The sequence below is a fragment of the Streptomyces griseus genome (assembly GCF_900460065.1).
In the GTDB taxonomy this organism is placed as follows: Bacteria; Actinomycetota; Actinomycetes; order Streptomycetales; family Streptomycetaceae; genus Streptomyces; species Streptomyces griseus.
Map to the genome: position 1 here is coordinate 41,095 of NZ_UAVD01000056.1, position 23,464 is coordinate 64,558.

At 74.4% G+C, this 23,464-nt stretch carries 20 protein-coding genes; 8 read left to right on the plus strand and 12 right to left on the minus strand.

Annotated elements, in window-relative coordinates:
- The 5 genes from DTB53_RS33865 to DTB53_RS33885 all read right to left on the minus strand — a co-directional run bounded on the left by DTB53_RS33865 (window position 1) and on the right by DTB53_RS33885 (window position 8,704).
- Window positions 1–711: a response regulator transcription factor gene (locus DTB53_RS33865; RefSeq protein WP_012380554.1), complete on the minus strand. Its 711-nt coding sequence runs from the start codon at window positions 709–711 to the stop codon at window positions 1–3.
- 291 nt (window positions 712–1,002) lie between these two features.
- Window positions 1,003–2,868, minus strand: a complete 1,866-nt coding sequence (locus DTB53_RS33870; protein ID WP_012380553.1) for an outer membrane protein assembly factor BamB family protein — start codon at window positions 2,866–2,868, stop codon at window positions 1,003–1,005.
- 85 nt (window positions 2,869–2,953) lie between these two features.
- On the minus strand, window positions 2,954–4,909 hold the full coding sequence (locus DTB53_RS33875) for an outer membrane protein assembly factor BamB family protein (protein WP_012380552.1): 1,956 nt from the start codon (window positions 4,907–4,909) through the stop codon (window positions 2,954–2,956).
- A 236-nt stretch (window positions 4,910–5,145) separates the two neighbouring features.
- Window positions 5,146–6,819, minus strand: coding sequence for an outer membrane protein assembly factor BamB family protein (locus DTB53_RS33880; RefSeq protein ID WP_012380551.1), 1,674 nt, complete (start codon window positions 6,817–6,819; stop codon window positions 5,146–5,148).
- Between the two features lie 67 nt (window positions 6,820–6,886).
- The gene (locus tag DTB53_RS33885) at window positions 6,887–8,704 is read right to left on the minus strand and encodes an ABC-F family ATP-binding cassette domain-containing protein (protein WP_003968565.1); all 1,818 of its coding nucleotides are present in this window, start codon (window positions 8,702–8,704) and stop codon (window positions 6,887–6,889) included.
- 150 nt (window positions 8,705–8,854) lie between these two features.
- On the opposite strand from DTB53_RS33885, the gene DTB53_RS33890 reads away from it, so the two are divergent.
- From DTB53_RS33890 to DTB53_RS33900, 3 genes are all read left to right on the plus strand, one after another.
- Window positions 8,855–9,571, plus strand: coding sequence for a lipoprotein (locus DTB53_RS33890; protein ID WP_042496977.1), 717 nt, complete (start codon window positions 8,855–8,857; stop codon window positions 9,569–9,571).
- A gap of 89 nt (window positions 9,572–9,660) precedes the next feature.
- Complete coding sequence (locus DTB53_RS33895; protein WP_236586336.1) at window positions 9,661–10,782, plus strand: hypothetical protein; 1,122 nt, start codon at window positions 9,661–9,663, stop codon at window positions 10,780–10,782.
- Complete coding sequence (locus DTB53_RS33900; RefSeq protein ID WP_042496975.1) at window positions 10,779–11,858, plus strand: hypothetical protein; 1,080 nt, start codon at window positions 10,779–10,781, stop codon at window positions 11,856–11,858. The genes DTB53_RS33895 and DTB53_RS33900 overlap by 4 nt, the downstream gene beginning before the upstream one ends.
- Window positions 11,859–11,987: 129 nt before the next feature.
- Here the strand turns inward: DTB53_RS33900 and DTB53_RS33905 are convergent, their stop codons facing one another.
- The 6 genes from DTB53_RS33905 to DTB53_RS33930 form a co-directional block, all read right to left on the minus strand.
- Window positions 11,988–13,331 carry an acyltransferase family protein gene (locus DTB53_RS33905; protein WP_012380547.1) on the minus strand — a complete coding sequence of 448 codons (1,344 nt, stop codon included), beginning with the start codon at window positions 13,329–13,331 and terminating at the stop codon, window positions 11,988–11,990.
- A gap of 84 nt (window positions 13,332–13,415) precedes the next feature.
- On the minus strand, window positions 13,416–14,324 hold the full coding sequence (locus tag DTB53_RS33910; RefSeq protein WP_012380546.1) for a 4-(cytidine 5'-diphospho)-2-C-methyl-D-erythritol kinase: 909 nt from the start codon (window positions 14,322–14,324) through the stop codon (window positions 13,416–13,418).
- Entirely contained in the window at window positions 14,321–15,196 is an 876-nt protein-coding gene (gene rsmA, locus DTB53_RS33915; protein ID WP_003968558.1) for a 16S rRNA (adenine(1518)-N(6)/adenine(1519)-N(6))-dimethyltransferase RsmA, read from the minus strand. Before rsmA ends, DTB53_RS33910 begins: the two co-directional genes overlap by 4 nt.
- On the minus strand, window positions 15,193–16,449 hold the full coding sequence (locus DTB53_RS33920; RefSeq protein ID WP_277816363.1) for a resuscitation-promoting factor: 1,257 nt from the start codon (window positions 16,447–16,449) through the stop codon (window positions 15,193–15,195). The genes rsmA and DTB53_RS33920 overlap by 4 nt, the downstream gene beginning before the upstream one ends.
- A gap of 118 nt (window positions 16,450–16,567) precedes the next feature.
- The gene (locus DTB53_RS33925) at window positions 16,568–17,443 is read right to left on the minus strand and encodes a TatD family hydrolase (protein ID WP_012380544.1); all 876 of its coding nucleotides are present in this window, start codon (window positions 17,441–17,443) and stop codon (window positions 16,568–16,570) included.
- 203 nt (window positions 17,444–17,646) lie between these two features.
- Entirely contained in the window at window positions 17,647–18,018 is a 372-nt protein-coding gene (locus DTB53_RS33930) for a hypothetical protein (protein WP_003968554.1), read from the minus strand.
- A gap of 452 nt (window positions 18,019–18,470) precedes the next feature.
- Here DTB53_RS33930 and DTB53_RS37060 point away from each other — a divergent pair, with 452 nt between their 5' ends.
- The 5 genes from DTB53_RS37060 to DTB53_RS33950 are packed head-to-tail and all read left to right on the plus strand — an operon-like array spanning window position 18,471 to window position 22,431.
- The gene (locus DTB53_RS37060) at window positions 18,471–18,647 is read left to right on the plus strand and encodes a hypothetical protein (protein WP_003968553.1); all 177 of its coding nucleotides are present in this window, start codon (window positions 18,471–18,473) and stop codon (window positions 18,645–18,647) included.
- 10 nt (window positions 18,648–18,657) lie between these two features.
- The gene (locus tag DTB53_RS33935; RefSeq protein WP_003968551.1) at window positions 18,658–19,365 is read left to right on the plus strand and encodes a hypothetical protein; all 708 of its coding nucleotides are present in this window, start codon (window positions 18,658–18,660) and stop codon (window positions 19,363–19,365) included.
- Window positions 19,362–20,438, plus strand: a complete 1,077-nt coding sequence (locus DTB53_RS33940) for a DUF6895 family protein (RefSeq protein WP_012380543.1) — start codon at window positions 19,362–19,364, stop codon at window positions 20,436–20,438. The genes DTB53_RS33935 and DTB53_RS33940 overlap by 4 nt, the downstream gene beginning before the upstream one ends.
- A complete protein-coding gene (locus DTB53_RS33945) occupies window positions 20,435–21,364 on the plus strand; it encodes a DUF6895 family protein (protein WP_012380542.1) in 930 nt (309 codons plus the stop codon). The genes DTB53_RS33940 and DTB53_RS33945 overlap by 4 nt, the downstream gene beginning before the upstream one ends.
- Window positions 21,361–22,431: a serine hydrolase domain-containing protein gene (locus DTB53_RS33950; protein ID WP_012380541.1), complete on the plus strand. Its 1,071-nt coding sequence runs from the start codon at window positions 21,361–21,363 to the stop codon at window positions 22,429–22,431. The genes DTB53_RS33945 and DTB53_RS33950 overlap by 4 nt, the downstream gene beginning before the upstream one ends.
- A gap of 96 nt (window positions 22,432–22,527) precedes the next feature.
- Here DTB53_RS33950 and rsmI read toward each other — a convergent pair whose 3' ends face one another.
- The gene (gene rsmI, locus DTB53_RS33955) at window positions 22,528–23,412 is read right to left on the minus strand and encodes a 16S rRNA (cytidine(1402)-2'-O)-methyltransferase (RefSeq protein ID WP_198409280.1); all 885 of its coding nucleotides are present in this window, start codon (window positions 23,410–23,412) and stop codon (window positions 22,528–22,530) included.
- Between the last annotated feature and the right edge of the window lie 52 nt (window positions 23,413–23,464).

Consider the following 23,464-nt stretch of genomic DNA (forward strand, 5'->3'; position numbering starts at 1 on the left):
TCACCCGCGCTGTCCGGGGATGTACGGCCCCTGCGGCGTGACCCCGGTGGCCGCGGCCCTCTCCAGCAGTCCCGTACGGGCCGCGAGGGCCGCCGCCTCCAGACGGGAGCCGACCCCGAGCTTCATCAGGACCCGCTGGACGTGGGTACGGGCGGTGCTCGGGGCGATGTCCATGCCGGCCGCGATGAGCCGGGTGCCCTCGCCCTCGGCGACCCGCACCAGCACCTCCGCCTCCCGCGGGGTGAGCATCCGCAGCAGCCGCCGCCCCTCGTCGTCGGGCTGGACCGCCGGGTTGAGCAGTTCGGCGAAGGCCCCCCGCAGCAGCTGCGGGGCGATGGCGCTCTCCCCCGCCCGCGCCTTGAGCATGGCCCGCTCGACGCCCTCGATGCGCTCGTCGTGCCGGACGTATCCCGCGGCCCCGGCGGCGAACGCCGCGGCGATCCCGCGCGGACTGGGCACCGGTCCGAGCACCACCACCGCCACCTGCGGGCGCTCCCGGCCGATGCGCGTGATCGGGTCGAAGACCCCGGGGGCGGCCGGCGAGGCCGTACCGAACAGACAGACCTCGGGGGCCCTGCTGACGACCAGTTCCGCTGCCCCGGACGTCGGCGCCGCCGCCGCGAGCACCCGGTGCCCGCGCAGTTTCAGCGCCGAGGCGAGTGCCTCGGCGAGCAGCCGGTGATCGTCGACCACCATGAGCCGCACACCCACGGTCCGCACCCCCAAAGCCCCTGTCCGCCCGGCCCCCCGGACTCCTGCCCCGGCAAGTTACACGCTTGTTCGACGCCGCGCGGCCCTTCTGTGGGAGAAGCCCCCCGGAATGCCGAACTCTGCGCCGTTCGGGGCCCCGAGCCTTTGATCCGGTTTCTGTCGCCCCCTGTTCATGACCCGTTGGCCGCCGCTTCGCGATCACTTCAGGGACGGAAGACGATCGGCCCCGCCGGTGAGGTGATCGACCGGCGGGGCCTGGCACTGCGGGGCGCTCCCGGGGGAGCGCGGTGATCAGTCGGTGCGGTAGGCGACGACGAGGTAGCGCTTCTCGTCGGGGTTGACGGTGCTGGGCTTGTGGACCGCCCTGCTCGCCATGTAGAAGCGGCCTTCGCTGTAGAGGAGTTCGGCGGAGCCGACGTTGAACCGCTTCTCCGCCTCCCGGACGGTCTCGTCGCTCGGGTTCTCCATCAGCAGGGTCTGCTTCAGGGTCTCGCCGTCGATGGAGACGACCTGGCCGCCCTTGTCGTACGGGCCCTCCTTGTAGGCGATGACGCTGGTGCCGTCCATCCGCAGCGGGGTCAGGGTGTGGCGGTCGCCCGCGTCCGCCCGGCCGCCGAGGAGCTTGCCGGTGGTCAGGTCGAAGGCGACGATCTCGTTCGTGTCGCCGTACTCGCTGGTCCCGTCGTGCCGTTCGGTGGGCAGGTAGAGCCGGTTGTTGCCGACGGCCATGTGCTTGCACTGCTCGACGTCGGTGGAGCCGCACTCCGCCGCGTACTTGTCCGCGTCGGCGGGGATGCGGACGATCAGCTTGCCGGTGGCGGCGTCGATCGAGAAGAAGTCGGAGATGCTGCTGCCGTCGCCGGCGGTGTCGCCGACGTCGGCCGCGACCACCAGCGGCTTGGTGGAGACGATGCTCGCGTAGTCGACGCCCGCGGGCATCTGGAACGAGGAGAGCGGCGCGCCGGTCGTCGGGTTGAGCGCCTGCACGGTGAGCTGCGGGCTGTCGGTCGTGCCGCACCTGCGGATCACGGCGAGGGCTTCGCCGCCCGCGTAGCCGCGGTCGTAGCAGCCGTCCGCGCCGACCTTCGGCTTCCAGAGGGCGGCGCCGTCGGCCAGGTTGAAGGCCGCGCCGCCGGAGGTTCCGCCCGCGGCGACGGTGGACCCGCTGATCGTGACCTCGACGAAGGCGATCGGCCGGTCACCGCCGGTGGCGGAGGTGACGCTCTTGCTCCACAGGAGCTTGCCGGCGTTCAGGTCGATCGCGCCGACCTGGTTGCACGACGGGTACTTGTTCTCCTTGGTCGGCTTCGTCTCCTGGAAGAGGATGGCCGCCTTGTCGTCCTTGCTCGTGTGGCGGGACACGCCGCAGATCTCGCCGGCCAGCGGGAAGGACCAGAGCTTGGTGCCCTTGTCCCGGTCGTAGCCGGTGACCTCGGCGATGCCGGACTTGACGTACGCCTTGTCGGTGACCCAGGAGCCCGCGACCGTGGTGATGTCGGTGACCACGGGCTCGGGGAACTGGAAGGCGACCTTGGACTTGGTGTTGGCGGGCGCCTTCTCCTTGCCGCCGGCCAGGCCGCCCTCGCCTCCCTTGGCCTCGCCGCCGGTGGCGCCGGACGAGGAGGCCTCGTCCGAGCCGCCCTGGTCGCCGCCGGTGGAGGAGTAGATGATCCCGCCGCCGATGATCAGCACCACCGCGACGGCCGCGGCGACGATGATCTGCATCTGGGTGGAGAACTTCTTGCCGCCGCCGGGCGGCTGCGGGGCCCCGTACTGCGGCTGCATCGGCTGGGTCGGGTAGCCGTAACCCTGGGGCGCCCCGGGCTGTCCGGCGGGCCCCTGCGGGTAGCCGTACCCCTGCTGCGGGGCGTGGGGGTAGCCGTATCCGTTGGGCTGCGGCGCGGGCGGGGTGGGGTAGCCGCCGGCCGGCGGCGGGGTGCCGTAGCCCCCGGCGGGCGCGTCCTGCGGGGCGGCGGGCTGCTGCGGCGGCTGCTTGCCGAAGGGGTCCGCGGGCGGCGGGGTCGGCCCGCCGAACCCTCCCGGCGGGGGGTCCTGCGGCGCGCCGAACCCGCCGGAGGGCGGACCGGCGGACGGTGCCGGGGGCGTGTTCGGCGGCTCGTTGGGCGGCTGCTGCGGCGGCTGGGGCGGCTGGGTCATGGCGTGCGTACCTCGGGGGACGAGTGGGTGTGGGGGCGCGCGGGGCCGGGAGGGGCCGGCCGCGGTCGGATGCCGTGGCGGACCGTCACTTCGTGAACACCAGCATCGTCGTCTGCTCCAGTTCTTCCTTGTCGTTGCCCGCGCTCACGCGCTTGCTGAAGACGTAGGAGCGGCCGTCCCGGTAGAGGACCTTGGACGAGAAGAAGCCGTTCTCGATCCGGCCCGCGGACGCCGGGTGCTGGAGCAGCGTCTTGGGGGTGCCGCCGGTCGGCGGGAGCGTCACGAGCGCACCGGCGGTGTCGTACTTCGGCCGCATGTAGAGCAGCACGTCGCCGCCCTCCATGCCCAGCGGCTTCAGCACGCGTTCGGCCGGGGCGGGCGCCTCCCACTTGGGCTTGCCGGTGTTCAGGTCGAAGGCGATGACCTTGTTCGTCCGGGCGGTCCCGGTGCTGTCGTCCTCGGTCGCCATGTAGAAGGTGTTGGCGTCGGCGGCGACGCCGCTGCACCCTTCGAGCTTCTCGCCGAAGACCGCGAAGCTGCCCCCGCAGTCGACGGTGAGCTTGTCGCCCTGCGCGGGTGCGAGCTGCGAGCGGAGCTTGCCGCTCTCGGTGAGCGAGGCGATGGCGTACTGCTTCTTCGCCTCGTTGTCGAACCGGACGACGAGCGGGGTGACCGAGTAGACCTTGCTGACCTCCCAGCCGCGCTTCGGCTGGTACGTCCACTTGGCCTTGCCGGTGACCGGGTCCAGCTCCTGGACCTGGTGCTGCGGGTTGCCGGCGTCGTCGGTGCGGCAGCTGGTGGCGGCGATCAGCTTCGCGCCGCCGGCGAAGGCGAAGGGCTTGCAGTTGCCGTCCGGGTTGGCGAACAGCTCCTTGCCGTCGCTGACCCGGTAGGCGTTGGAGTTGCCGGTGCGCCCCACCGTGACGGTGTCTCCGCTGATCGCGAGACCGATGTCCGACAGGAAGTCCCAGGTGCCGTTCTTCTTGATCGACTTCTTCCAGCCGGCCTTGCCGGTGTTGAGGTCGATCATCTGGAGGACGGAGCACTTGGCCCGGTCGGTGGTGCTGTCCTTCACGCCGATGACGAGCTTGCCGTCGGCGGTCGCGCTGTTGGGCGCGGCGCACACGTCGGCGGGGAGCGCCAGGGTCCACTTCTGCTTGCCGTCGGCGACCGAGTAGCCGGAGACGCCCCGGTACATGGCCTTGGCCACCACGTCGCCGGTGAACCAGGGGCCTTCGACGGACGCGCCGTTGCGCGGCAGGTCGACGTCGTTCTTCTGGAGCCAGGCGACCTTGGCCTCGCCCGGCTTGCGCCCGGCGTTGAGGTCGTCGTTGCCCCCGCGGCCGTCGCCGCTGCCGTCGCCCTCGTCGACCGTCGGCGACTCGCTGGGGGGCTTGGGGTCGTTGCTCGTGCCGGCGACGGGCTTCTTGGGGTCGTCCCCGCTGTCGCTGACCAGGAACCAGGTGCCCGCCCCGGCGACCAGGACCACGGCGAGGGCCGCCGCGACCACGATGCCGGTCTTGTTCTTGAGGAACCCGCCGGGACCGGAGCCCGGTCCGCCGGGGGCGGGGGCGCCGGGGTGCGCTTGCGTCGGGTAGCCGTAACCGGGCTGGGTCTGCTGACCGTACGGGCCCGGGGTCTGCTGACCGTAGGGGCCGGGGGCCTGTTGACCGTAGGGGCCGGGCTGCTGACCGTAAGGGCCGGGGGCCTGCTGACCGTAGGGGCCGGGCTGCTGGCCGTACGGTCCGGGGGCCTGCTGACCGTACGGTCCGGGGGCCTGGCCGGGCTGCTGCGGATAGCCGTAGCCGGGCCCGGCGGGGGGCTGCGGATAGCCGTACGCCGGGGTGCCCGGCGGGGGCGTCTGCGGCGGGCCGGACGGGGGCGCGGGCGGCTGCGCGGGGGGCGGCCCCTGGGGCTGCTCACCGGGCGGCGTCTGCGCCGGGTCCGGCCGTCCCTCGGGCTGCTGAGGAGCTCCGTTCGCCGGCTCCTGCGGAGCCCCGAAGCCTCCCTGCGGCGGTTGCTGGCTGGGCGGCTGGCTCATATCAGCACGTCCCCCTTCGTGCGGCCCGGTGCGCGAATCGGTCTCCCCCGCATTCCCAAGAGGGTCAATCCCCCTCGGAAAGGAGCGAATCGGGCATGGCTTCCGCGGTGTTACGACAGTCGGGCGGGGCTTCTTTCTACCACCCGTCCGACGCCGGGCACCGGTTCGGGCCAACCCCTGTTCCCAAGGGAGAACCGGCTTGTGATGCCTCCGTTACGCCCCGCGGAAGGTGATGGTCAGTCACCGAAGGCGATCATCGCCGGCAGCTCCCGCTCCTCCTCGTCGGTGGCCCCGGAGACGTGCGGGAGCATCAGCAGCGAGCGGCCTCCGGCATAGCGGACGAGCGGATCGGTGAAGGTGCGCTCGGTCACCGCGGCCGACGCCGGGTGGCGCAGGACCTGCCGCGGTGCGCCGCCGTCCGGCCCGAGCGCCACGATGCCGCCGCCGACGCCCTCGGCGCCGGACTTCGCCCCCGGTGGGCTGAGGTAGACCAGCGCCTCGCCGCCTTCGACGCGCAGCGGCATCAGGGTCTGGCCGGCGGGCGCGGGGACCTTCCACTTCTTCGCGCCGGTGCTCATGTCGAAGGCGATGACGTCGTTGGTCAGCACCCCGTCCGCGAACCGGTGCTTCGTGGCGGTGTAGAGCGTGTCGGCGTCGGCGGCCACGCCGAGGCAGGTGTCGAGGTTCGCGCCCACGTCCCGTCGCATGCCGGTGCACCGGGCCTCGGGGACGTCGTCGCCCGCGATGGGCCGGGAGCGGAGGGTCCCGTCGGCGTTCAGGACGGCGATCGCCCACTCGCCCTCCACCGCCCCGCCCCTGCGGAGCGAGATCACCGGCGGGTCGACGGAGTGGAACGCGTCGATCAGCCAGCCCTTGCCGGGCCGGTACGTCCACAGGGTGCGCCCGGTGGACGGGTCGACGCGCCGCACTTCCTCGATGACGTCGTCGGCCCGGGCCTCGGACTCGCCGGCCGGCTGGTCGCGGCAGCCGACGGCGGCGAGCAGGACGGCCCCGCCGGCCAGGCCGTACGACGGGCAGGGGCCGGGCAGTTCGTCCCAGAGGTGCTTGCCGTCGCTGACCCGGTAGGCGTCGGTGCGGCCGACGCGTCCGATCGTCAGGACGTCGCCGCTGACCGCCATGACGATGTTGGCGAGCCCGTCCTGCGTCGGCGCGCGGTCGAAGGTGGCGGACCAGCCCGCCTCACCGGTGGCCAGGTCGATCATCTGGAGTCTGTCGCAGGCCGAGTCCTCCGGGGAGGTGTCGGTCAGGAGCCCGACGACGATCTTCCCGTCGGCGGTCGGCCGGGTGGGCGCGGCGCAGACGTCGGAGGGCAGCCGCAGGCTCCACTTCGGCGTGCCGTCGTCGAGGGAGTAGCCGGAGGCCGTGCGGTACATGGCCTTGGCCACGACATCGCCGACGACCCAGGGGCCGAGGGCGGAGGCGCCGCCCCCCGGCAGGTCCACGCCGTTCCGCTGGACCCAGCGGACCTTCGCCTCGCCCTTCACCCGGCCCTCGTTGATCTCCGCGGCTCCCGGGGCGGGCGTCCGCCCCGGGCCCGGATCGGCGCCGGGCGGCTTCGGGGCGGCGCTCTCCCGTGCGACGGGCTTCCCGTCGTCGGCGCCGTCGTCGCCCACCGCGAACCAGACGCCCGTCCCGATGACGAGGACCCCGGCGAGCACGGCGGCGACGAGACCCGCGACCCGGCTGCGCGAGCGCCCTCCGGAGGGCGAGGGGCCGGGCCCCGGGTGGCCGCCGTACGGCGGGGCGGGCGGCCGGCCGTACGGGCCGGGCTGCGGCGGGTACGGGGGCGGCACGGGTCCGTACGCGTCCGGCCGCGGTTCGTACGGGGCGCCGAAGCCCTCCGGCTCCCCCGGCCCGCCCTGCGACGGCGGCTGCGGCGGCTGCGACATCGGTGTGGTCCCCCTCGAACGTCCGGTCCCTGCCGTCCCGTTCTACCACCCGGCGCGGCGCCGCCCGTCAGGCGTCCTCGGCCAGCTCCAGCCAGCGCATCTCCAACTCGTCGCGCTCGGTGACGAGTTCACGCAGTTCGGCGTCGAGACCCGCGACCTTCTCGAAGTCGGTGGCGTTGTCGGCGATCTGCTTGTGCAGCGCGGTCTCCCGGGTGGAGAGCTTGTCGAGCTGCCGCTCCACCTTCTGGAGCTCCTTCTTCGCGGCGCGGGCCTCCTGCGCCGAGACGGCCGGGGCCGCGGCGGGTGCGGTGGCCGTACGGGGCGCGGCGGCGGAGGGGGTGGACTCCTCCTCCATCCGCTGCCGGCGCTCCAGGTACTCGTCGATCCCGCGCGGCAGCATGCGCAGGGTGCGGTCGCCGAGGAGGGCCATGACCCGGTCGGTGGTCCGCTCGATGAAGAACCGGTCGTGGGAGATCACGATCATCGACCCGGGCCAGCCGTCGAGGAGGTCCTCCAGCTGCGTCAGGGTCTCGATGTCGAGGTCGTTGGTGGGCTCGTCGAGGAAGAGGACGTTGGGCTCGTCCATCAGCAGCCGCAGGATCTGGAGCCGGCGGCGCTCACCGCCGGAGAGGTCGCCGACGGGCGTCCACTGCTTCTCCTTGGTGAAGCCGAACTGCTCGCAGAGCTGACCTGCGGTCATCTCGCGGCCCTTGCCGAGGTCGACCCGGTCGCGCACCTGCTGGACGGCCTCCAGGACCCGGAGGTTCGGGTTCAGCTCGGAGACCTCCTGGGAGAGGTAGGCGAGCTTGACGGTCTTGCCGACGACGATCTTCCCGGCGGCGGGCTGCTCGTCGCCCTGGGTGCGGGCGGCCTCGGCGAGCGCGCGCAGCAGCGAGGTCTTGCCCGCGCCGTTGACGCCGACCAGGCCGATGCGGTCGCCGGGGCCGAGCTGCCAGGTGAGGTGGGTGAGGAGCGTCTTGGGTCCGGCCTGGACGGTCACGTCCTCCAGGTCGAAGACGGTCTTGCCGAGCCGGGCGTTGGCGAACTTCATCAGCTCGCTGGTGTCGCGCGGCGGCGGCACGTCGGCGATGAGCTCGTTGGCGGCCTCGATGCGGTAGCGCGGCTTGGAGGTGCGGGCGGGGGCGCCGCGGCGCAGCCAGGCCAGCTCCTTGCGCATGAGGTTCTGCCGCTTGGACTCCTCGGTGGCGGCGATCCGTTCCCGCTCGGCACGGGCGAACACGTAGTCGCTGTAGCCGCCCTCGTACTCGTGGACGGTGCCGCGCTGGACGTCCCACATGCGGGTGCAGACCTGGTCGAGGAACCATCGGTCGTGGGTGACGCAGACGAGCGCCGAGCGCCGGGCCCGCAGGTGGCCGGCGAGCCAGGAGATGCCCTCGACGTCGAGGTGGTTGGTGGGCTCGTCGAGGACGATCAGGTCCTGCTCGTCGATGAGGAGCTTCGCCAGCGCGATGCGGCGGCGCTCACCGCCGGAGAGCGGGGCGATGACGGTGTCGAGCCCGTGCTCGAAGCCGGGGAGCGCGAGGCCGCCGAAGAGACCGGTCAGCACGTCGCGGATCTTGGCGCTGCCCGCCCACTCGTGGTCGGCGAGATCGCCGATGACCTCCTGGCGGATGGTCTTCTTCGGGTCCAGGGAGTCGTGCTGGGTGAGGACGCCGAGACGCAGCCCGCCGTTGTGGGTGACGCGGCCGGTGTCCGCCTCCTCCAGCTTGGCGAGCATCCGGATGAGGGTGGTCTTGCCGTCGCCGTTGCGGCCCACGACTCCGATCCGGTCGCCCTCGGAGACCCCGAGGGATACGCCGTCGAGCAGGGCACGGGTGCCGTACACCTTGCTGACCTGCTCGACATTGACCAGATTGACGGCCATTTCACTCCTGTCCCGGGGGTCCCTGCGGCGAGGACCGCTCGACGTACCAGAGTAGTCGCCGCGCGGGGTGCGATAGCGTGCCGCGATCGATCATGGGGAAGACCCCCAGGTCGCAGGGGTGCGGACGACATCACGGGTGGGGACTTCACGATGACGAGGCGTGGCAGGGTGCGGGGCCGGGTTCCGGCGGCGGCAGTGGCGGCGCTGGCTCTGGCCGGCTGTTCGTCGTCCGCCGGAACGGGGGCCGTGGGCGAAGGCCCGGCCGGACCGCCGAGCAGCAGCGGCGCGCCCGCGAAGGCGGCGGAGAGGACCGGGTCGGACACGGCCGGCGCCGGGGGCGTGGAGGTGGCCGCGAAGGGCGGGCGGCTCGGCGGCGCGGGTTCGGCGTGCGAGCTGCCGGTGACCTTCGACCTCGCCGCCCGCTGGAAGCCGAAGGCGGTCGCGTTCGAGCCGGACTCCGATCCGGACCCCGTACTGGACGCGCTGGCCGAGCTGGCCGAGCAGGGCACCGTGCAGATGGTCTGCGAGATCGACGCCAAGCCGGCGGGGAACATCGGCTTCCTGCGGGTGTGGCGGGGCGCGGCGTCCGAAGACGACCCGCAGGCGGTGCTGCGGGCCTTCGTGGCGGACGACCCGCAAGCCGGGAAGGCCGCCTACACGCAGGTGAGGGCCGGTGCGCTCGCTGCCGCCGAGGTCGCCTACACGGGGCACAGCGAGTTGCTGGACGAGCCGAAGAAGCAGCGCGCCTTCGCCGTGAAGACGCCCGACGGCCCGGTGGTGGTGCACCTGGGCGGGCTGGACACCGAGGAGCACACCGCGATGCTTCCCGCGTACGAGCTGGCGAAGAGGAGTCTGACGCTCGGCTGACCGCCCGGGCCGCACCCGGGCCCGCCGCGGGTCGGCCGCGGGACACGCGATAGCGTGCTCCGACTGATCGACGGCCGGGGGGCGACGTGGTGGCAGCGGCATGGGGACGGTTCACCGGGCACCGGTGGCTGCCGAAAGCGGCGGTGGTCGTGCTGGCCGCGGCTCTGGTGGCCGGGTTCCTGCTCGTACGGTCCGAGCGGCGCGACGCCCACAACGCCGAGGTCCTGGACACGGCGTGCGGCGGTGCCCTGCCGGAGGAGACGGTGCGCGGCCTGCTGCCCGGGGACGAGACCTGGGAGCTCCACGGTGACCTGGACCTGACCGGGCCGTCCGGGCCGGGGCCGCGCATCCTGCTGCGGTGCTCGCTGGACTGGGGCGCGTCCGGGGGCCTGGAACTCGCGGCGGTGCCGGTGCTGGACGTTCCGCTGTCCGGCGTACGGCCGACGGACCTCCTGTCCGCGGGCGCCGCGAAGGAACCGGACTGGGCGACCGCGTACCGCACCGCCACCACCCAGGTCACCGCCGGCTGCCCGGCCGGCCTGCCCGGCTACCCGCACCGGGTGACCCGCTTCCGGGTCCACGCCTCGCTGGACGACGCCGACGGGTCGGAGGTTCCCGGGGCGGCGAGGGAGCTGGGGGCCGTGGTGACGGCCGCCGCCAACCACGTACGGGACCGGGGCGGTTGCGGAGGCCCGGCGGTCGAGCCCGCGGACGTACGGCCGCCGGGTCCCGTCGAGGATCCGGAGGAGGAGTCGGGCGAGGTCCCGCCGTCCTGCCGCTGGTTCCGGCCGGCGATGCTCGACGGCAGGGCCGGGGGGCGCGGCGACGGGAGACCCGGCGGCGTCACGGGCGACGACGCGGACGTCTGCTCCCTGCGGGTGCCGCGCGCGAAGCCGGCGAACCGCCGGGACCATGTCGCCCAGGTGGTGTCGGTGAGCTGGCGCGGGCCCCTGCTGCCCGAGGCGCGCACGGCGTACGGGGCCGAGCTGGCCGCCCTGTCCCGGGCCCCGGAACCGGAGCGCGGCGAGGAGGCGTACACGCTGGCCGTCTGGGCCGAGTCCTCGTGCTCGGGGGCCCGGACGCTGAGCCGGGTGACGGTGGGGACGGCCTCGTCCGCTCTCGCGGCCGACCGGGCCGACCGGATCCTCGACGCGTATCTGGCCTCCTCCGACTGCCGTGCGGTGAAGGTCCTCGGAAAGGTGTGGAAGTGAGCGACGACGTCCGTTTCCCGCGCAGCCGACGGGTACGCCGCGCGGCGGCCTGGACCGTGACCGCGGCGGTGCTGGCGGGAGCGCTGTTCTGGGTCTCCGGCGGCTACGACTCCTGGCGCGACGACCGGGCCCTGGATTCGGCCTGCGACGGCGATCTGGCGGCCGGGGCGGTGCGGGAGCTGTTCGACGGCGTCTCCTTGACCTCCTCGGCCCACTGGGGCGACCGGCGGCACTGCACGGTCGGCGCGTCCGACGACGACACGGACGCCGGTCTGGTGCTGTGGGCCCGGGACACGGAGGGCCTCGGGGAACTCGCGGACGTCGGGGGCTTCGACGCGCCCCTGGGACACGGCTGGACCGGATCCTTCCGGTTCGACCCGGACGGCGAGGACCCGGACGAGGCGCGGGCGACCCTGCTGCTGAGCTGCGGCAAGGGGTCCGGGAACGGACGGGTGATAACGGCCGACGCCGACCTCGGCCGGGGCGGGTTCGACGATCCGGTCGCGCGGGAGCGGCTCGTCGCGGTGCTCACGGAGACGGCGACCGCGTACACCCGGCGGACCGGTTGCGCGGCTCCGGTCGGCGAGCGGGTGAGGAACGTCGGCGTCACGACGACCCTCCGGGACCACAAGCCCGTCGCCGATGCCACCGGGAGCTGCGCGGGCCTGCTGGACGGGGGGACCGCCGCCCGGTGGGGCGTGCGCACGGTGCGGGAGATCCCCACGGCCCCGGCGCCCGTGGAGGACTGCGCCCTGGGCGGTCTGCGCGGCACGTTCCTGTACGGGTTCACCGCGCGCTACGGACCGGCCGCCGCGTGGGAGCAGACCCGGCTGGACCACCGGCGGGACGCCGAAGCCCGCACGGGCGCCGACGCCCCGAACGCCCGCTACGTGCTGACGGCCCGGTGCCCCGGCGTGGGCGGCACCGCCCTCTTCCAGGTGGGCGCCCTCCACGACGTGGACGCCCCGGAGCTCGCGGCGCCGGCCGTGGACCACGAGGAACTGCGGGCGGCCCTCCGGCGCTTCGCCGAGCGCTCGGCGAAGAACCACAGCTGCGAGGAGCCGCGGGCGGTATAGGCGACCGCGGCGGCCGGCTTCCTTCTGCCGCCACCCGCCCGAGAGCCGCACACGTGTCAACGCGCTGCTCCAGGACACCAGGTGGTCGGCGACGCGGTCCGCGTCGCCGCCTGCCGTTACCCCTGCGGCCTACCGCGCTCCGCGCCCCGCCCGCTCGACGAGCAGCCAGCCGCCCAGGGTCATCGCGACGGCGGCCGGGGCGCTGACCGGGATCGCGATCAGCAGGGCCGTGCGGCCGTCCAGCAGGCCGCCGAAGCCGACCATGGACAGGCCCAGCACGCCGAGCAGGCAGAGCGTCGCACCGAGCGCCGCGAGCGGGCCGCCCCCTGAGGCCCCGGAGGCTCCCGGGGCTCCGGGGGCCGTGGGGGCGGCCGGGCGTTCGAAGGTGCGGAAGGCGGCGACCAGGGCTGCGGTCAGGGCCGCCGCGAGCGCGATCCGCAGCGGGACCTGGGCCCACCAGGCGGCCGAGGCGGGCGCGGGCAGCTCGACGTCCAGGGCGAGGAGCGCCCCGTACACCCCGAACATCGCCGTGAGGTGCCAGAGGAACGCGGTCATCGCCACCCCGTTGGCCGCCACCACCGTGCGCCAGACGCGGGGCCGCTCCAGCAGGCGGGCGGCCGGGGCGCGGAGCAGTTCGACCGCGCCGACCAGCCAGAGGCCGTGGGCCAGCAGGGCGAGGGTGGGCGGGGCCATGTTGCTGACCTTCTCGCCGGGCATCCCGACCATGGACAGCGGGTACGGGCCCAGCGCCACCAGCGCGGTGGCGGTGACGAGGCCGCCGCCGGCGAGCAGGGCGGCGCGGCGCGGGTCGACGCGGCCGTCGGCGCGCAGGAAGCCGAGCTGGTGGACGGCCAGCCAGACGAACGCGAAGTTGAGGAACTCGACGTAGGGCACTCCGGCGGCGAACCGCAGGACGTCGACGGCGACCGCCGCGCCCGCGAGACCGGCGAACGCCCCCCAGCCGTACCGCTCGTGCAGCCTCAGCAGCGGCGGGGTGAACGCCACCATCGCCAGGTAGATCCCGATGAACCACAGCGGCTGGGTCACCATGCGCAGGGTGACGCCGGTCAGCCCGCCGCCCCCGCCGAGGAGTTGGACCAGCAGCGCCGCCGCGCCCCAGACCAGGACGAAGACCGTGGTGGGGCGCAGCAGCCGCTGGAGGCGGGCGCGCAGGAAGGCGGAGTAGACGGAGTCCTCGGACCCTTCGGGGCGCTTGCGGAGCAGGGAGCGGTAGGACAGCGCGTGGGAGAAGCCGCCGACGAAGAAGAACACCGGCATGACCTGGAGCAGCCAGGTCAGCGGCTGGAGCGCCGGGACGACGGCGAGGAGGTTGCCGACCCCGTCCGGGGTGACAGCGGCCATCAGCCAGTGGCCGAGGACGACCGCGCCGAGCGAGGCGACCCGCAGGAGGTCGACGTAACGGTCCCGGGTGGCGGGCGTCGCCCCGGCCAGTTCACGAACACTTGATCCCATGACCGTACGGTCGCGCGGGCCGGGTGGGGTGCGGCAGCGTCCTCGTACTCACGTGGGCGGTGAGTACGAGGACGCCTGTACGGGTCAGATCACGTGCGCGCCCGGCGCGGGCGAGGCCGCCACGCGCGCGTTGCGGCAGGTCCCGGAGGTCAGCAGCGCCGCCGCCACCTTCTCGGCCGTCTCCGCGTCCGGGACGAGGAACGCCGTCGTCGGCCCGGAACCGGAGACCAGCGCCGCCGGCGCCCCGGCCTCCGTGCCCGCCGCCAGCGTCTCCGCGAGGGACGGGCGCAGGGAGAGCGCGGCGGGCTGGAGGTCGTTGCTCAGGGCTCCCGCGAGTGCGCCGGGGTCGCCGGAGCGCAGGGCGGCCAGGAGGGCGGGGGACGCGGTCGGTTCGGGGACCTCGGTGCCGGCGGTGAGGCGGTCGAACTCTCCGTAGACGGCGGGCGTGGAGAGGCCCCCGTCCGCCACCGCGAAGACCCAGTGGAACGTGCCGCCGACCTCGATCGGGGTCAGCTTCTCGCCGCGTCCCGTACCGAGCGCGGCCCCGCCCACCAGGCTGAACGGCACGTCGCTGCCCAGTTCGGCGCAGATGGCCAACAGCTCGTCGCGGCTCGCGCCGGTCCCCCACAGGGCGTCGCAGGCGACCAGGGCGGCGGCCCCGTCGGCGCTGCCGCCCGCCATGCCGCCCGCGACCGGGATGTCCTTGGCGATGTGGAGGTGGACGGCGGGGTCGATGCCGTACCGCTCGGCCAGCGCGAGGGCGGCGCGGGCGGCGAGATTCGTACGGTCCAGAGGCACCTGGCCGGCGTCCGGGCCCGAGCAGGTGACGCGCAGCTCGTCGGCGGGGGCCGCGGTGACCTCGTCGTACAGGCCGACGGCGAGGAAGACGTTGGCCAGGTCGTGGAAGCCGTCGGGGCGGGCGGCGCCCACGGCGAGCTGGACGTTGACCTTGGCGGGGACGCGGACGGTGACGCCCGTACGGACGGTGCTCACAGGGACGACACCTCCGGCTTGTGCTCCGCGATCGCCGCGAACTCCTCCACCGTCAGCGCCTCGCCGCGCGCCTGCGGGGAGATCCCGGCGGCGACGAGCGCGGCCTCGGCGGCGGGTGCGGAACCGGCCCAGCCGGACAGGGCGGCGCGCAGCGTCTTGCGGCGCTGGGCGAACGCGGCGTCCACCACCGCGAAGACCTCGGCGCGGGACGCCGTGGTGGCGATCGGCTCGGTGCGCCGGACCAGCGAGACGAGCCCGGAGTCGACGTTCGGGGCGGGCCAGAAGACGTTGCGGCCGATCGCCCCGGCGCGCTTCACGTCCGCGTACCAGTTGGCCTTCACCGACGGCACGCCGTAGACCTTGTTGCCGGGGCGGGCGGCGAGCCGGTCGGCGACCTCGGACTGGACCATGACCAGGGTCCGCTCGATGCTGGGGAAGCGCTCCAGCATGGTGAGCAGGACGGGCACGGCCACGTTGTACGGGAGGTTGGCGACGAGCGCGGTCGGCGCGGGGCCCGGCAGTTCGGTGACCAGCATCGCGTCGGAGTGGACGAGGGCGAAGCGGTCGGCGCGCTCCGGCATCCGGGCCTGGACCGTGGCGGGCAGCGCGGCGGCGAGCACGTCGTCGATCTCGACCGCGACGACGCGGTCGGCCGCCTCCAGCAGCGCCAGGGTCAGCGAGCCGAGCCCGGGGCCGACCTCGACGACCGTGTCGTCCGGGCGGACCTCGGCCGTGCGCACGATGCGGCGGACGGTGTTGGCGTCGATGACGAAGTTCTGACCGCGCTGCTTCGTGGGGCGTACGCCCAGCGTCGCGGCCAGGTCGCGGATGTCTGCGGGCCCCAGGAGGGCGTCGGGCTCTGTGCTGCTCACCCGGTAAGCCTACGGCCGCAGTGGGGCCACGGACTCGCCCCCCGCTGCACGTACAGCTTCTTCGCCCGGTGCGTCTGCTCGGCGGCGGGCGCGTCCTGGGGCCGGCCGCTGCCGCCGAGGGACTGCCAGGTCTGCGTGTCGAGCCGGTACAGCCCGCCGTACGTGCCGCTCGCGTCCACCGCCCCGGGACGGCCGCCGGACTCGCAGGCGGCGAGCGCGGACCAGTTCAGGCCGTCCGCCCCGGCGACCGTCGCGGGGCGCGGCCGGGTGCCGGTGCGCACGACGCGGCTCACCGGCGGGTGGACCAGTTCCTCGGCGGTCCTGCGCGGTCTCTGCCGGACGCCGTTGACGGTCCGGACCGCGTACGTGACCCGGCGTACGCCGTTGCGCCCCGCCCGCTCGATGACCTCGGTGCCCCGGAACAGGGCGGGATCCTCGCTGCGTTCGACGGCGTACGGGACCGTCTCCTCGTGCACCTCGCGGGTGTCGGTGATCCGCATGACGGAGATCGTCTGGCCGTCGCGCGGGAAGCTCGTGGGGGCGACGGAGGTGGTGTCCTGGCCGTGCAGGGTGATGCCGGCCTCGGCGAGGGCCTCGTGGACGGTGGCGGCGTTGGTGCGCAGGGTGCGTTCCTGGCCGTCGGCCATGAAGGTCACGGTGCGTTCGGTGCGGACGGTGAGGGTCAGGCCGGTGCGGGCGATCCGGGTGGAGCGGGGCGCGGAGAGGTGCGCCCCCTCGGCCCGGATCCCGAACGCGCGCAGCGCCCCGGCCACGGTGTCGGCGGTCGTCCAGACCTGGCGGCGGACGCCGTCGAGGGTGAGGGTCACGGGCCGCCCGTGGTCGACGACGACCGCGTCCCCGTGGCCGAGGGCGGTGCCGGGGGCCGGGGTGACGACGTCGTGCGCGCCGACGGTGACGCCCTCCTCGGCCAGGAGCCCGGTGACGTCGTCGGCGAAGGTGTGCAGGGTGCGGGGTGTGCCGTCGACGTTCAGCCGGACGGCCTTGTCGTGGGCGACGAAGGCGGTGGTGCCGCCGGCCAGGAAGGCGACGACGAGGGCCTTCGGGACGAGGCGCCGCAGGCTCTCGGGGTTCGCGACGAGCGTCCGGCGGCGCTCGGCGGGCCGCCGGGCGGCGCCCCGGGCGGGGCTCTGCCGGGGCGGCGCGGGCGGCATCCCGGCGGGCGGCGGTGCCCACGCCGCCCCGGTGGGCCGTGCGCCGCGCGCCGTCCGGTGACCGCCCTGCGAAGTGCTCACGCCGCTCCCGAAGATCCGCCCGCTGCCCGCCCGTCGTGCGCGGGGACGATAGCGGAGCGGCGGTGACTCTCCAAAACGGCACGGCTACGCCGCGTGCCCGGCCGGGTCCGGTCGGCGGTCAGAAATCAAACGCGCGGGCGGTGTTGTCGTAGACCGCGGCGGCCAGCACGTCCTCGTCCAGCCCCTTCACCTCGGCCATGGCGCGGAGCGTGACGGGGATGAGGTAGGGCGCGTTGGGCCGCCCCCGGTACGGGGCGGGGGTGAGGAAGGGGGCGTCCGTCTCGACGAGGACCAGCTCGGCCGGGGCGACGGCCAGGGCGTCCCGCAGCGGCTGGGCGTTCTTGAAGGTCACGTTTCCCGCGAAGGACATGAAGTATCCGGCGCGCGCGCAGATCCGGGCCATGTCGGCGTCGCCGGAGTAGCAGTGGAACACCGTCCGCTCGGGCGCGCCCGCGTCGGCCAGGACCCGCAGGACGTCCGCGTGCGCGTCGCGGTCGTGGATGACGAGGGCCTTGCCGTGCCGCTTGGCGATCTCGATGTGGGCCCGGAAGGACTCCTCCTGGGCGGCGACGCCCTCGGGGCCCGTACGGAAGAAGTCGAGGCCGGTCTCGCCGACCCCGCGTACGTGGTCGAGGGCGGCCAGCGCGTCGATCTCCGCGAGCGCCTCGTCCAGCGCCGCCCTGCCGCCGGGCTCCCGGGCCCCCTGCCGCGCGGTGCCGGCGGTGCCCTCGGCGTACCCGTGGACGATGCGCGGGGCCTCGTTGGGGTGCAGGGCGACCGAGGCGTGGACGGCGGGGTGCGCGGCGGCGGTTTCGGCGGCCCAGCGCGAGCCGGCGACGTCGCAGCCGACCTGGACGACGGCCGTCACGTTCACCGCGGCGGCCCGCGCGAGGGCCTCCTCGACGGTGGCGTCCTGCATGTCCAGGTGGGTGTGGGAGTCGGCGACCGGAACCCGCAGGGGCTCGGGCAGCGGCGGGGCTTCGGTACGGCTCATGCCGACGATCGTACGAGGGCCCCACCCTCGTACGATCGTCGGCTTCGGAAGCCACTCGGGTACGTCATCCGCGACGGAAGGCCCACCCCATCCGCGCCGGAAGGATCACGTCACCCGCAGTGGTCGGTCTGGGTCGCCCCCGGTGACCGGTCCGCGTCACCCGCCGCGGGGGAGCCGGCCCACCCGGGGTGACACGGGGTGGCTCACCTGCGGTGGAAGGGGTGCAGCAGGTCGGACAGCCGCCAGTGGCGGGCCGGGGCGGCGGCGGTCGACACCGTCCCGTCCTTCGCGGCGACCTCCGCCGCGCGCGGCGCCTGCTGCTTGCGCAGCAGCTCCTGGACGCCGGCGACCCGCCCCGCCCGCATGATGCGCACCACGTGTCCGCCGCAGTTCGTGCAGGTGGGCGTGGAGAGCGGGGACGGCACGCGCTCGCCGTCCGCCGTGTAGACGACGAAGGCGTGACCGTGGACGTCGACGTGGTGCTCTATCTCGTAGGACTGCTCCCAGCCGTACCCGCACTTCATGCAGGCGAAGGCATATGCCTCATGGACAGTGGTGGCTGCGATCTCGCTCATGCCTGCTCCTCTTGGCCGCGGGTCACGCGCTCCGGGGGCGGGCGGCCCGCCCGAGGGTTTCGAGCAGGTGTCCCGTCCCCTCCAGTGGACACCTCCACCCGTACGGACGCACCAGCTCAGAGCCAATATTGGTGCGTTCTTGGCCTCCTTTGGGCGTCCTTTGCCGACGCATGGCAGTGGACTGGACCAAGCAGGGCCGACGCGTGACCGCCGCACCACCGAGCGCCCCCGAGCGCGCCGCCCACCGGTCGTGAATGCGCCGGGCGCACCACCCCCACCGGCCCCCCTCACTCCCTTGAATTCCCGGCCTTTTCACCCCTTCGCACGCCGTGAATTCACCATTCAATTGAAATCTCGATTTCCCCGGATGTCGTCCGCCGATTTGCGGCGACCCGATTCCTCCTTTTCACTCATTACGTCCACCCCATTTCCCACAGGACGGGGAACAACCCATGTTCACCACGGACACCACTGCCACCGACGTCGAGCTCGACCTCGAGCAGGCCCTCAACCCGGGCGAGGTCGAAGGCCTGTACCGCGACTCCCGTGAATGCGCCTACCTCGCGCTTCTCGCGGGCGGCGGCGCGCTGCTGCTCTCGCCCCCGACCCCGCGCCCGAAGAAGGGCTAGTCGACGGCACATGGACCAGACACATGCTTCGTCGCCCCTCGCGGGCGCCGTGCATGACCTGGCAACAGAGGTGGTCCTCGCTCTTCGGAGCGGGGACCACCTCGCCACGGTGTGCGGCGCGGCGGGAATCGACGAGGAGAACCGGACCGGAATCGCGGCGGCACGGGTCATCGGGGCCGACCTGCTGCTGCCCAGTGTTCTTTACGGACGTCATCCGCACCCGGGTGACGTCGCCGTGCTGGACCGGGCGGTGCGGGAGTTCCCGCCCAAGCCCGACGCCCCGGCCGCGACGGCCTGGAGCCACTGGCACATGATCTCCACGCTCCAGCGGATCGCGCCGCCCCCGCCGGGAGCGGCGGCTCCCGCCGTGTACGCGGAGCCCGACGCCGCCTGGCTGGAGGGTGCGCCCTGGCAGGCGTTCACCCACCAGCTCTCGGTCCTCGCGCCGCTGGCCGTCCCGGCCGCTCCGTCCGCCGTGCGGCGGGCCGCGACGAACCGGGCCGTCGACCTGTCGCGGGGCTTCGTCCGCGCGGTCCGGCGGCGCGACTGGCTCCAGGCGGCGGGCGCGGGCCGCTGGCTCGCGGCCATCGGCGGCGAACCGGCGACGCTGGGCCTGGAGCGCGGCCTGGACTTCGTCGAGCTGATGGGCGGCCACGACCCCCGGGTCACCCTCCACGTGCGGGCCGCCCGGCTGATGGCCGAAGCGAGGGCCAGGTGACCACGACCGCGACCGAGGGCCCCTCCCAGGACGGCCCCGCCGGGTCCCGGGGCCGCCCGGGGCCCGGACGGGGCGGACCCCGCCCGGGCGCGTCCCCCGGCACCCCGCCCGGAGCCGCGCTCGCGGTCCTCCCCGGCGTCCTGCGCTCCGCCCTCGCCTGGACCGACGCGCACCGGGCGGACTTCACGCTCCCCGATGACGTCCTGGAGCCCCACACCCAGGTCAACGCCACGCTCAAACCGCTCGGCGAACTGGCCCAGCTTGGCTCCACGATCCGCCGCACCACCGACCCCGGCGCCCCGGAGCACGAGCTGGCCGGCGACCTCGTCGCGTACGCCTGGGAGCAGGTGGCGGGGGGCGAGCTGCTGCTGGAGCTGCTGCGCGGCGAGCCGTTCGCCGCCTACCCGTACGAGATCTACGCCGCCTTCGCCGGGTACGGGCTGCGCCACGAGGGCTTCGAGGCGCTGGCCCGCCCGCTCACCGCGACCCGCGCCTGGGCCCACACCGAGCAGCACGCCAACCGCCAGCTCGGCCTGGTCAACTCCGAGCGGCGGGTCGGGGCGGTGACCCACACCGACGCGGGCGCGGTCCTGTCCCGGACCTGGCTCGGCGGTCTTTCGGAGCCCTGGATGTTCGAGGGCCCCTCCGGCTACGCGCTCACGCACACCGTCTTCCACCTCACCGACTGGGGCCGGATGCCCGACCGGGTGCCGGAGAGGATCGACGGCTATCTGCGGACCTGGCTGCCCGCCTGGGCGGACGGCTGTCTGGAGAGCGGCCAGTGGGACCTGACCGGGGAACTGCTCGCGGTGGCGGCCTCGCTGCCGGGCCCGGCGCCGGCGGCCCTGCTGGACGCGGTCTGGCCGGTGCTCGCCGACGTACAGCATCCGACCGGCTGCGTCCCGGAGACCGGCATGCCGGTCGAGGATCCCGCGCCGGACCCGTACCCCTTCATCGACTGCTACCACTCCACGCTCGTCACGGCCTTCGCCGCGGCCCTGTCCCTGAGGTCGCTGCGGTCGCCGGGGCAGACGGACGGGTCCGCGCCCGGCCGGGAAAGGCGGACCGCATGAGCAGCGGCATCCAGCAGATCCACGACGTGGGGGCGAAGGCCCTGGGCTGGCTGTACGAACACCGGGAGGGGTTCCGGCTGGAGGCCGACCCGTCGCCGGAGGCGGGGGTGCTGGACCGCTTCAAGCCGCTGGGCGAACTGGCGCTGATCGGCAAGGTCATCTTCCGCGAGGGCGTGGCGGGCTCGCAGCAGTCCTCCCTCGCCCACAAGCTGCTGGACCACGCCTGGCACGAGCTGCTGGACTCCGGAGCCCGGCTGCTGGAGGGCCAGCGGCGCGAACCGCTCTCGCCGGTGCCGCTGGAGGTCTACGTGCCGTTCCGGGAGCTGGGCTACCGGCAACCGGACCTGGAGTCCGCGATCCGGCTCAACCACCGCCTGGCCAGCTGGGCGGCGCTGGAGGTGCTGCCGGTGCGGCGGCTCGGCCTCAGCGCGATCGAGCGGCGGTTCGAGGTGGAGCCGAGCGTCCCGGAGACGGCGGCGCTCGCGCACACCTGGCTGGCGCGGCGGCCGGAGCCGTGGACGGTCGAGGGCCACATCGGCTACGACATCACGCACACGGTGTTCCACCTCACCGACTGGGGCGAGAAGCCGGCCGGGCTGCCCACCGACATCGCGGAGTACCTGGCGCTGTGGCTGCCGGTCTGGCTGGACGACTGGCTGGACCTGAAGCGCTGGGACCTGCTGGGCGAGCTGCTGGTGGTCGACGCGTGCCTCCCCGAACCGACGCTGGACCCGGCGGCCTGGGCCGGGTTCGCGCAGGCCCAGCAGCCGGACGGGGCGATGCCGGTGGTCGGCGGGATGCCGGAGGGCGACGAGGAGGCGGTGTTCGACCTCGTCTACCACCCGACGCTGGTCGCCGCGTTCGCCTCGGCACTGGCGATGTCCCGCGCCCTGTCCGACCTCTCCACCACCCCGGCCCCGGCATGACGGACACGACGGCGGTCCGTGTGACCGCCCCCGGCTCCCCGGCCGCCACCGCCCGCCTCCTGGCCGAGGCCGCGCACTCCGTCGACGCGCCGGACCTGGTGCTCGCGGTCAGCCGGAACGGAATCCGCACGGTCCACACGGGCGGAAGCGCCGAGCCGGGCCCGGTCCCCCGCGAGCTGATGGCCTACGAACTGGGCTCGGCGTCGAAGCCGTACGCGGGGCTGCTGCTGGCCCGGCTGGTGGCGCAGGGCCGGGTGCGGTACGCGGACCGGGCGGCGGACCTGCTGGCCCCGGGCTTCCCGGTGCACCCGGCGGTGCGCCGGATCACCCTGCGCCATCTGCTCACCCACACCTCGGGGCTGCCGGGGCTGCCCGCCGACTTCTACCCGCAGGCGGTGCCCCGCTGGTCCACCGACCCGTACGGCGGCTACCCGGCGGACCGGGTGGTCCGGGCCTTCCTGCGGGCCCGCCCGCGCCACCGGCCCGGGACCCGCTGGCACTACTCGAACTTCGCCGTCTCGGTCCTCGGCCACACCCTGGCGGCGGCCACCGGCACCCCGTGGGAGGTCCTGCTGCACCAGCAGGTGCTGGCCCCGCTGGGTCTGGACGCGACCCGGGTGCGCCCGGGGCCCGAGGGCGCGGAGGCGGTCGGCCACCGCCGCGACGGGACGCCGGTGCCCGCGCTGGACACCGGGGGCTTCACGGCGGCGGGCGCGGTCCGGGCGACCCCACTGGACCTGCTGACGTTCCTGGAGGCGCACCTGGCGGCCCGCCCGGGCGGGCCCGACCCCCGGGACCCGACGCTGGACGCCGCGCTCACCGACGTGTCCCGCCCGCTGCTGCGACGGGGCCTGCGGCACGCGCACACCCACACGCTCACGTGGTTCCACCACCCGTCCCCGTACGGCCCGGTCCTCTTCCACGCGGGGGCGACCCTGGGCCAGCAGGCCTTCCTGGGCTTCCGCCCGGACTCGGGTCTCGCGGTGGCGGCGACGGCGACGCGGCGGGTGCACCGGGCGGACACGTTCGTCGCGGCGGCGTACGGCCTGCTGACGGAGACGCCGTAGGCCTTCGGCCTGTGGTGCGGGCGCTTCCGGCCGGGTCGTCGGCCGCTTTCCGACGCCCTTGTCCGCGTTCCCGTGCGCGCCCTTGTCGGCGCTTCCCTACGTGCCCTTCTCCGCGTTCTCCTCCGCGTTCTTGGCGGCGACCACCGCGTCGAACACCTCCCGCTTCGGCAGCCCCGCGGCGGCGGCGACGGCGGCGATGGCCTCCTTGCGCCGCTCCCCCGCCTCCTCGCGCACCCGCACGCGCCGCACCAGCTCCTCGGCGTCGAGGTCCCCGGGGCCGCTGTCCGCCGCCCCCTCCACCACGACGGTGATCTCGCCGCGCACGCCGTCCTCGGCCCACACGGCCAGCTCGCCGAGAGGCCCGCGCTTGACCTCCTCGTACGTCTTGGTCAGCTCACGGCAGACGGCGGCGCGGCGCTCGGCGCCGAAGACCTCCGCCATCGCGGCGAGGGTGTCGTCGAGCCGGTGGGGGGCCTCGAAGAAGACCATGGTGCGCCGCTCGTCCCCGACCTCGCGGAGCTTGGAGAGCCGTTCCCCGGCCTTGCGGGGCAGGAACCCCTCGAAGCAGAACCGGTCCACGGGCAGCCCGGAGAGCGCGAGTGCCGTGAGGACGGCGCTGGGCCCGGGGACGGCGGTGACACGGATGTCCTGCTCCACGGCGGCGGCGACGAGCCGGTAGCCGGGGTCGGAGACGGACGGCATGCCCGCGTCCGTGACGAGCAGGACCCGCGCGCCGCCGGTCAGGGCTTCGACGAGTTCCGGCGTACGGGCCGACTCGTTCCCCTCGAAGTAGGAGACGACACGCCCCGAGGTGTGGATGCCGAGCGCCTGGGTGAGCCGGCGCAGCCGCCGGGTGTCCTCGGCGGCGACGACGTCGGCCCGCTCCAGTTCGGCGGCGAGACGGGGCGGGGCGTCCGCCACGTCACCGATGGGGGTCCCTGCGAGCACGAGCGTTCCAGTCGTTCCAGTCACATCAGCCATCCTCGCAGCACGGGCAGCGCCCTTCGCACAGATGCGTTCCCTACGATGGCGC

Coding starts and splice junctions, on each gene's coding strand:
- rsmI (WP_198409280.1), bottom strand. CDS start 23,412: ATGGCTGATGTGACTGGAACGACTGGAACGCTCGTGCTCGCAGGGACC.
- DTB53_RS33930 (WP_003968554.1), bottom strand. CDS start 18,018: ATGAGCGAGATCGCAGCCACCACTGTCCATGAGGCATATGCCTTCGCC.
- DTB53_RS33905 (WP_012380547.1), bottom strand. CDS start 13,331: ATGGGATCAAGTGTTCGTGAACTGGCCGGGGCGACGCCCGCCACCCGG.
- DTB53_RS33880 (WP_012380551.1), bottom strand. CDS start 6,819: ATGTCGCAGCCGCCGCAGCCGCCGTCGCAGGGCGGGCCGGGGGAGCCG.
- DTB53_RS33925 (WP_012380544.1), bottom strand. CDS start 17,443: ATGAGCCGTACCGAAGCCCCGCCGCTGCCCGAGCCCCTGCGGGTTCCG.
- DTB53_RS37060 (WP_003968553.1), top strand. CDS start 18,471: ATGTTCACCACGGACACCACTGCCACCGACGTCGAGCTCGACCTCGAG.
- DTB53_RS33870 (WP_012380553.1), bottom strand. CDS start 2,868: ATGACCCAGCCGCCCCAGCCGCCGCAGCAGCCGCCCAACGAGCCGCCG.
- DTB53_RS33875 (WP_012380552.1), bottom strand. CDS start 4,909: ATGAGCCAGCCGCCCAGCCAGCAACCGCCGCAGGGAGGCTTCGGGGCT.
- DTB53_RS33945 (WP_012380542.1), top strand. CDS start 20,435: ATGAGCAGCGGCATCCAGCAGATCCACGACGTGGGGGCGAAGGCCCTG.
- DTB53_RS33950 (WP_012380541.1), top strand. CDS start 21,361: ATGACGGACACGACGGCGGTCCGTGTGACCGCCCCCGGCTCCCCGGCC.
- DTB53_RS33890 (WP_042496977.1), top strand. CDS start 8,855: ATGACGAGGCGTGGCAGGGTGCGGGGCCGGGTTCCGGCGGCGGCAGTG.
- DTB53_RS33885 (WP_003968565.1), bottom strand. CDS start 8,704: ATGGCCGTCAATCTGGTCAATGTCGAGCAGGTCAGCAAGGTGTACGGC.
- DTB53_RS33935 (WP_003968551.1), top strand. CDS start 18,658: ATGGACCAGACACATGCTTCGTCGCCCCTCGCGGGCGCCGTGCATGAC.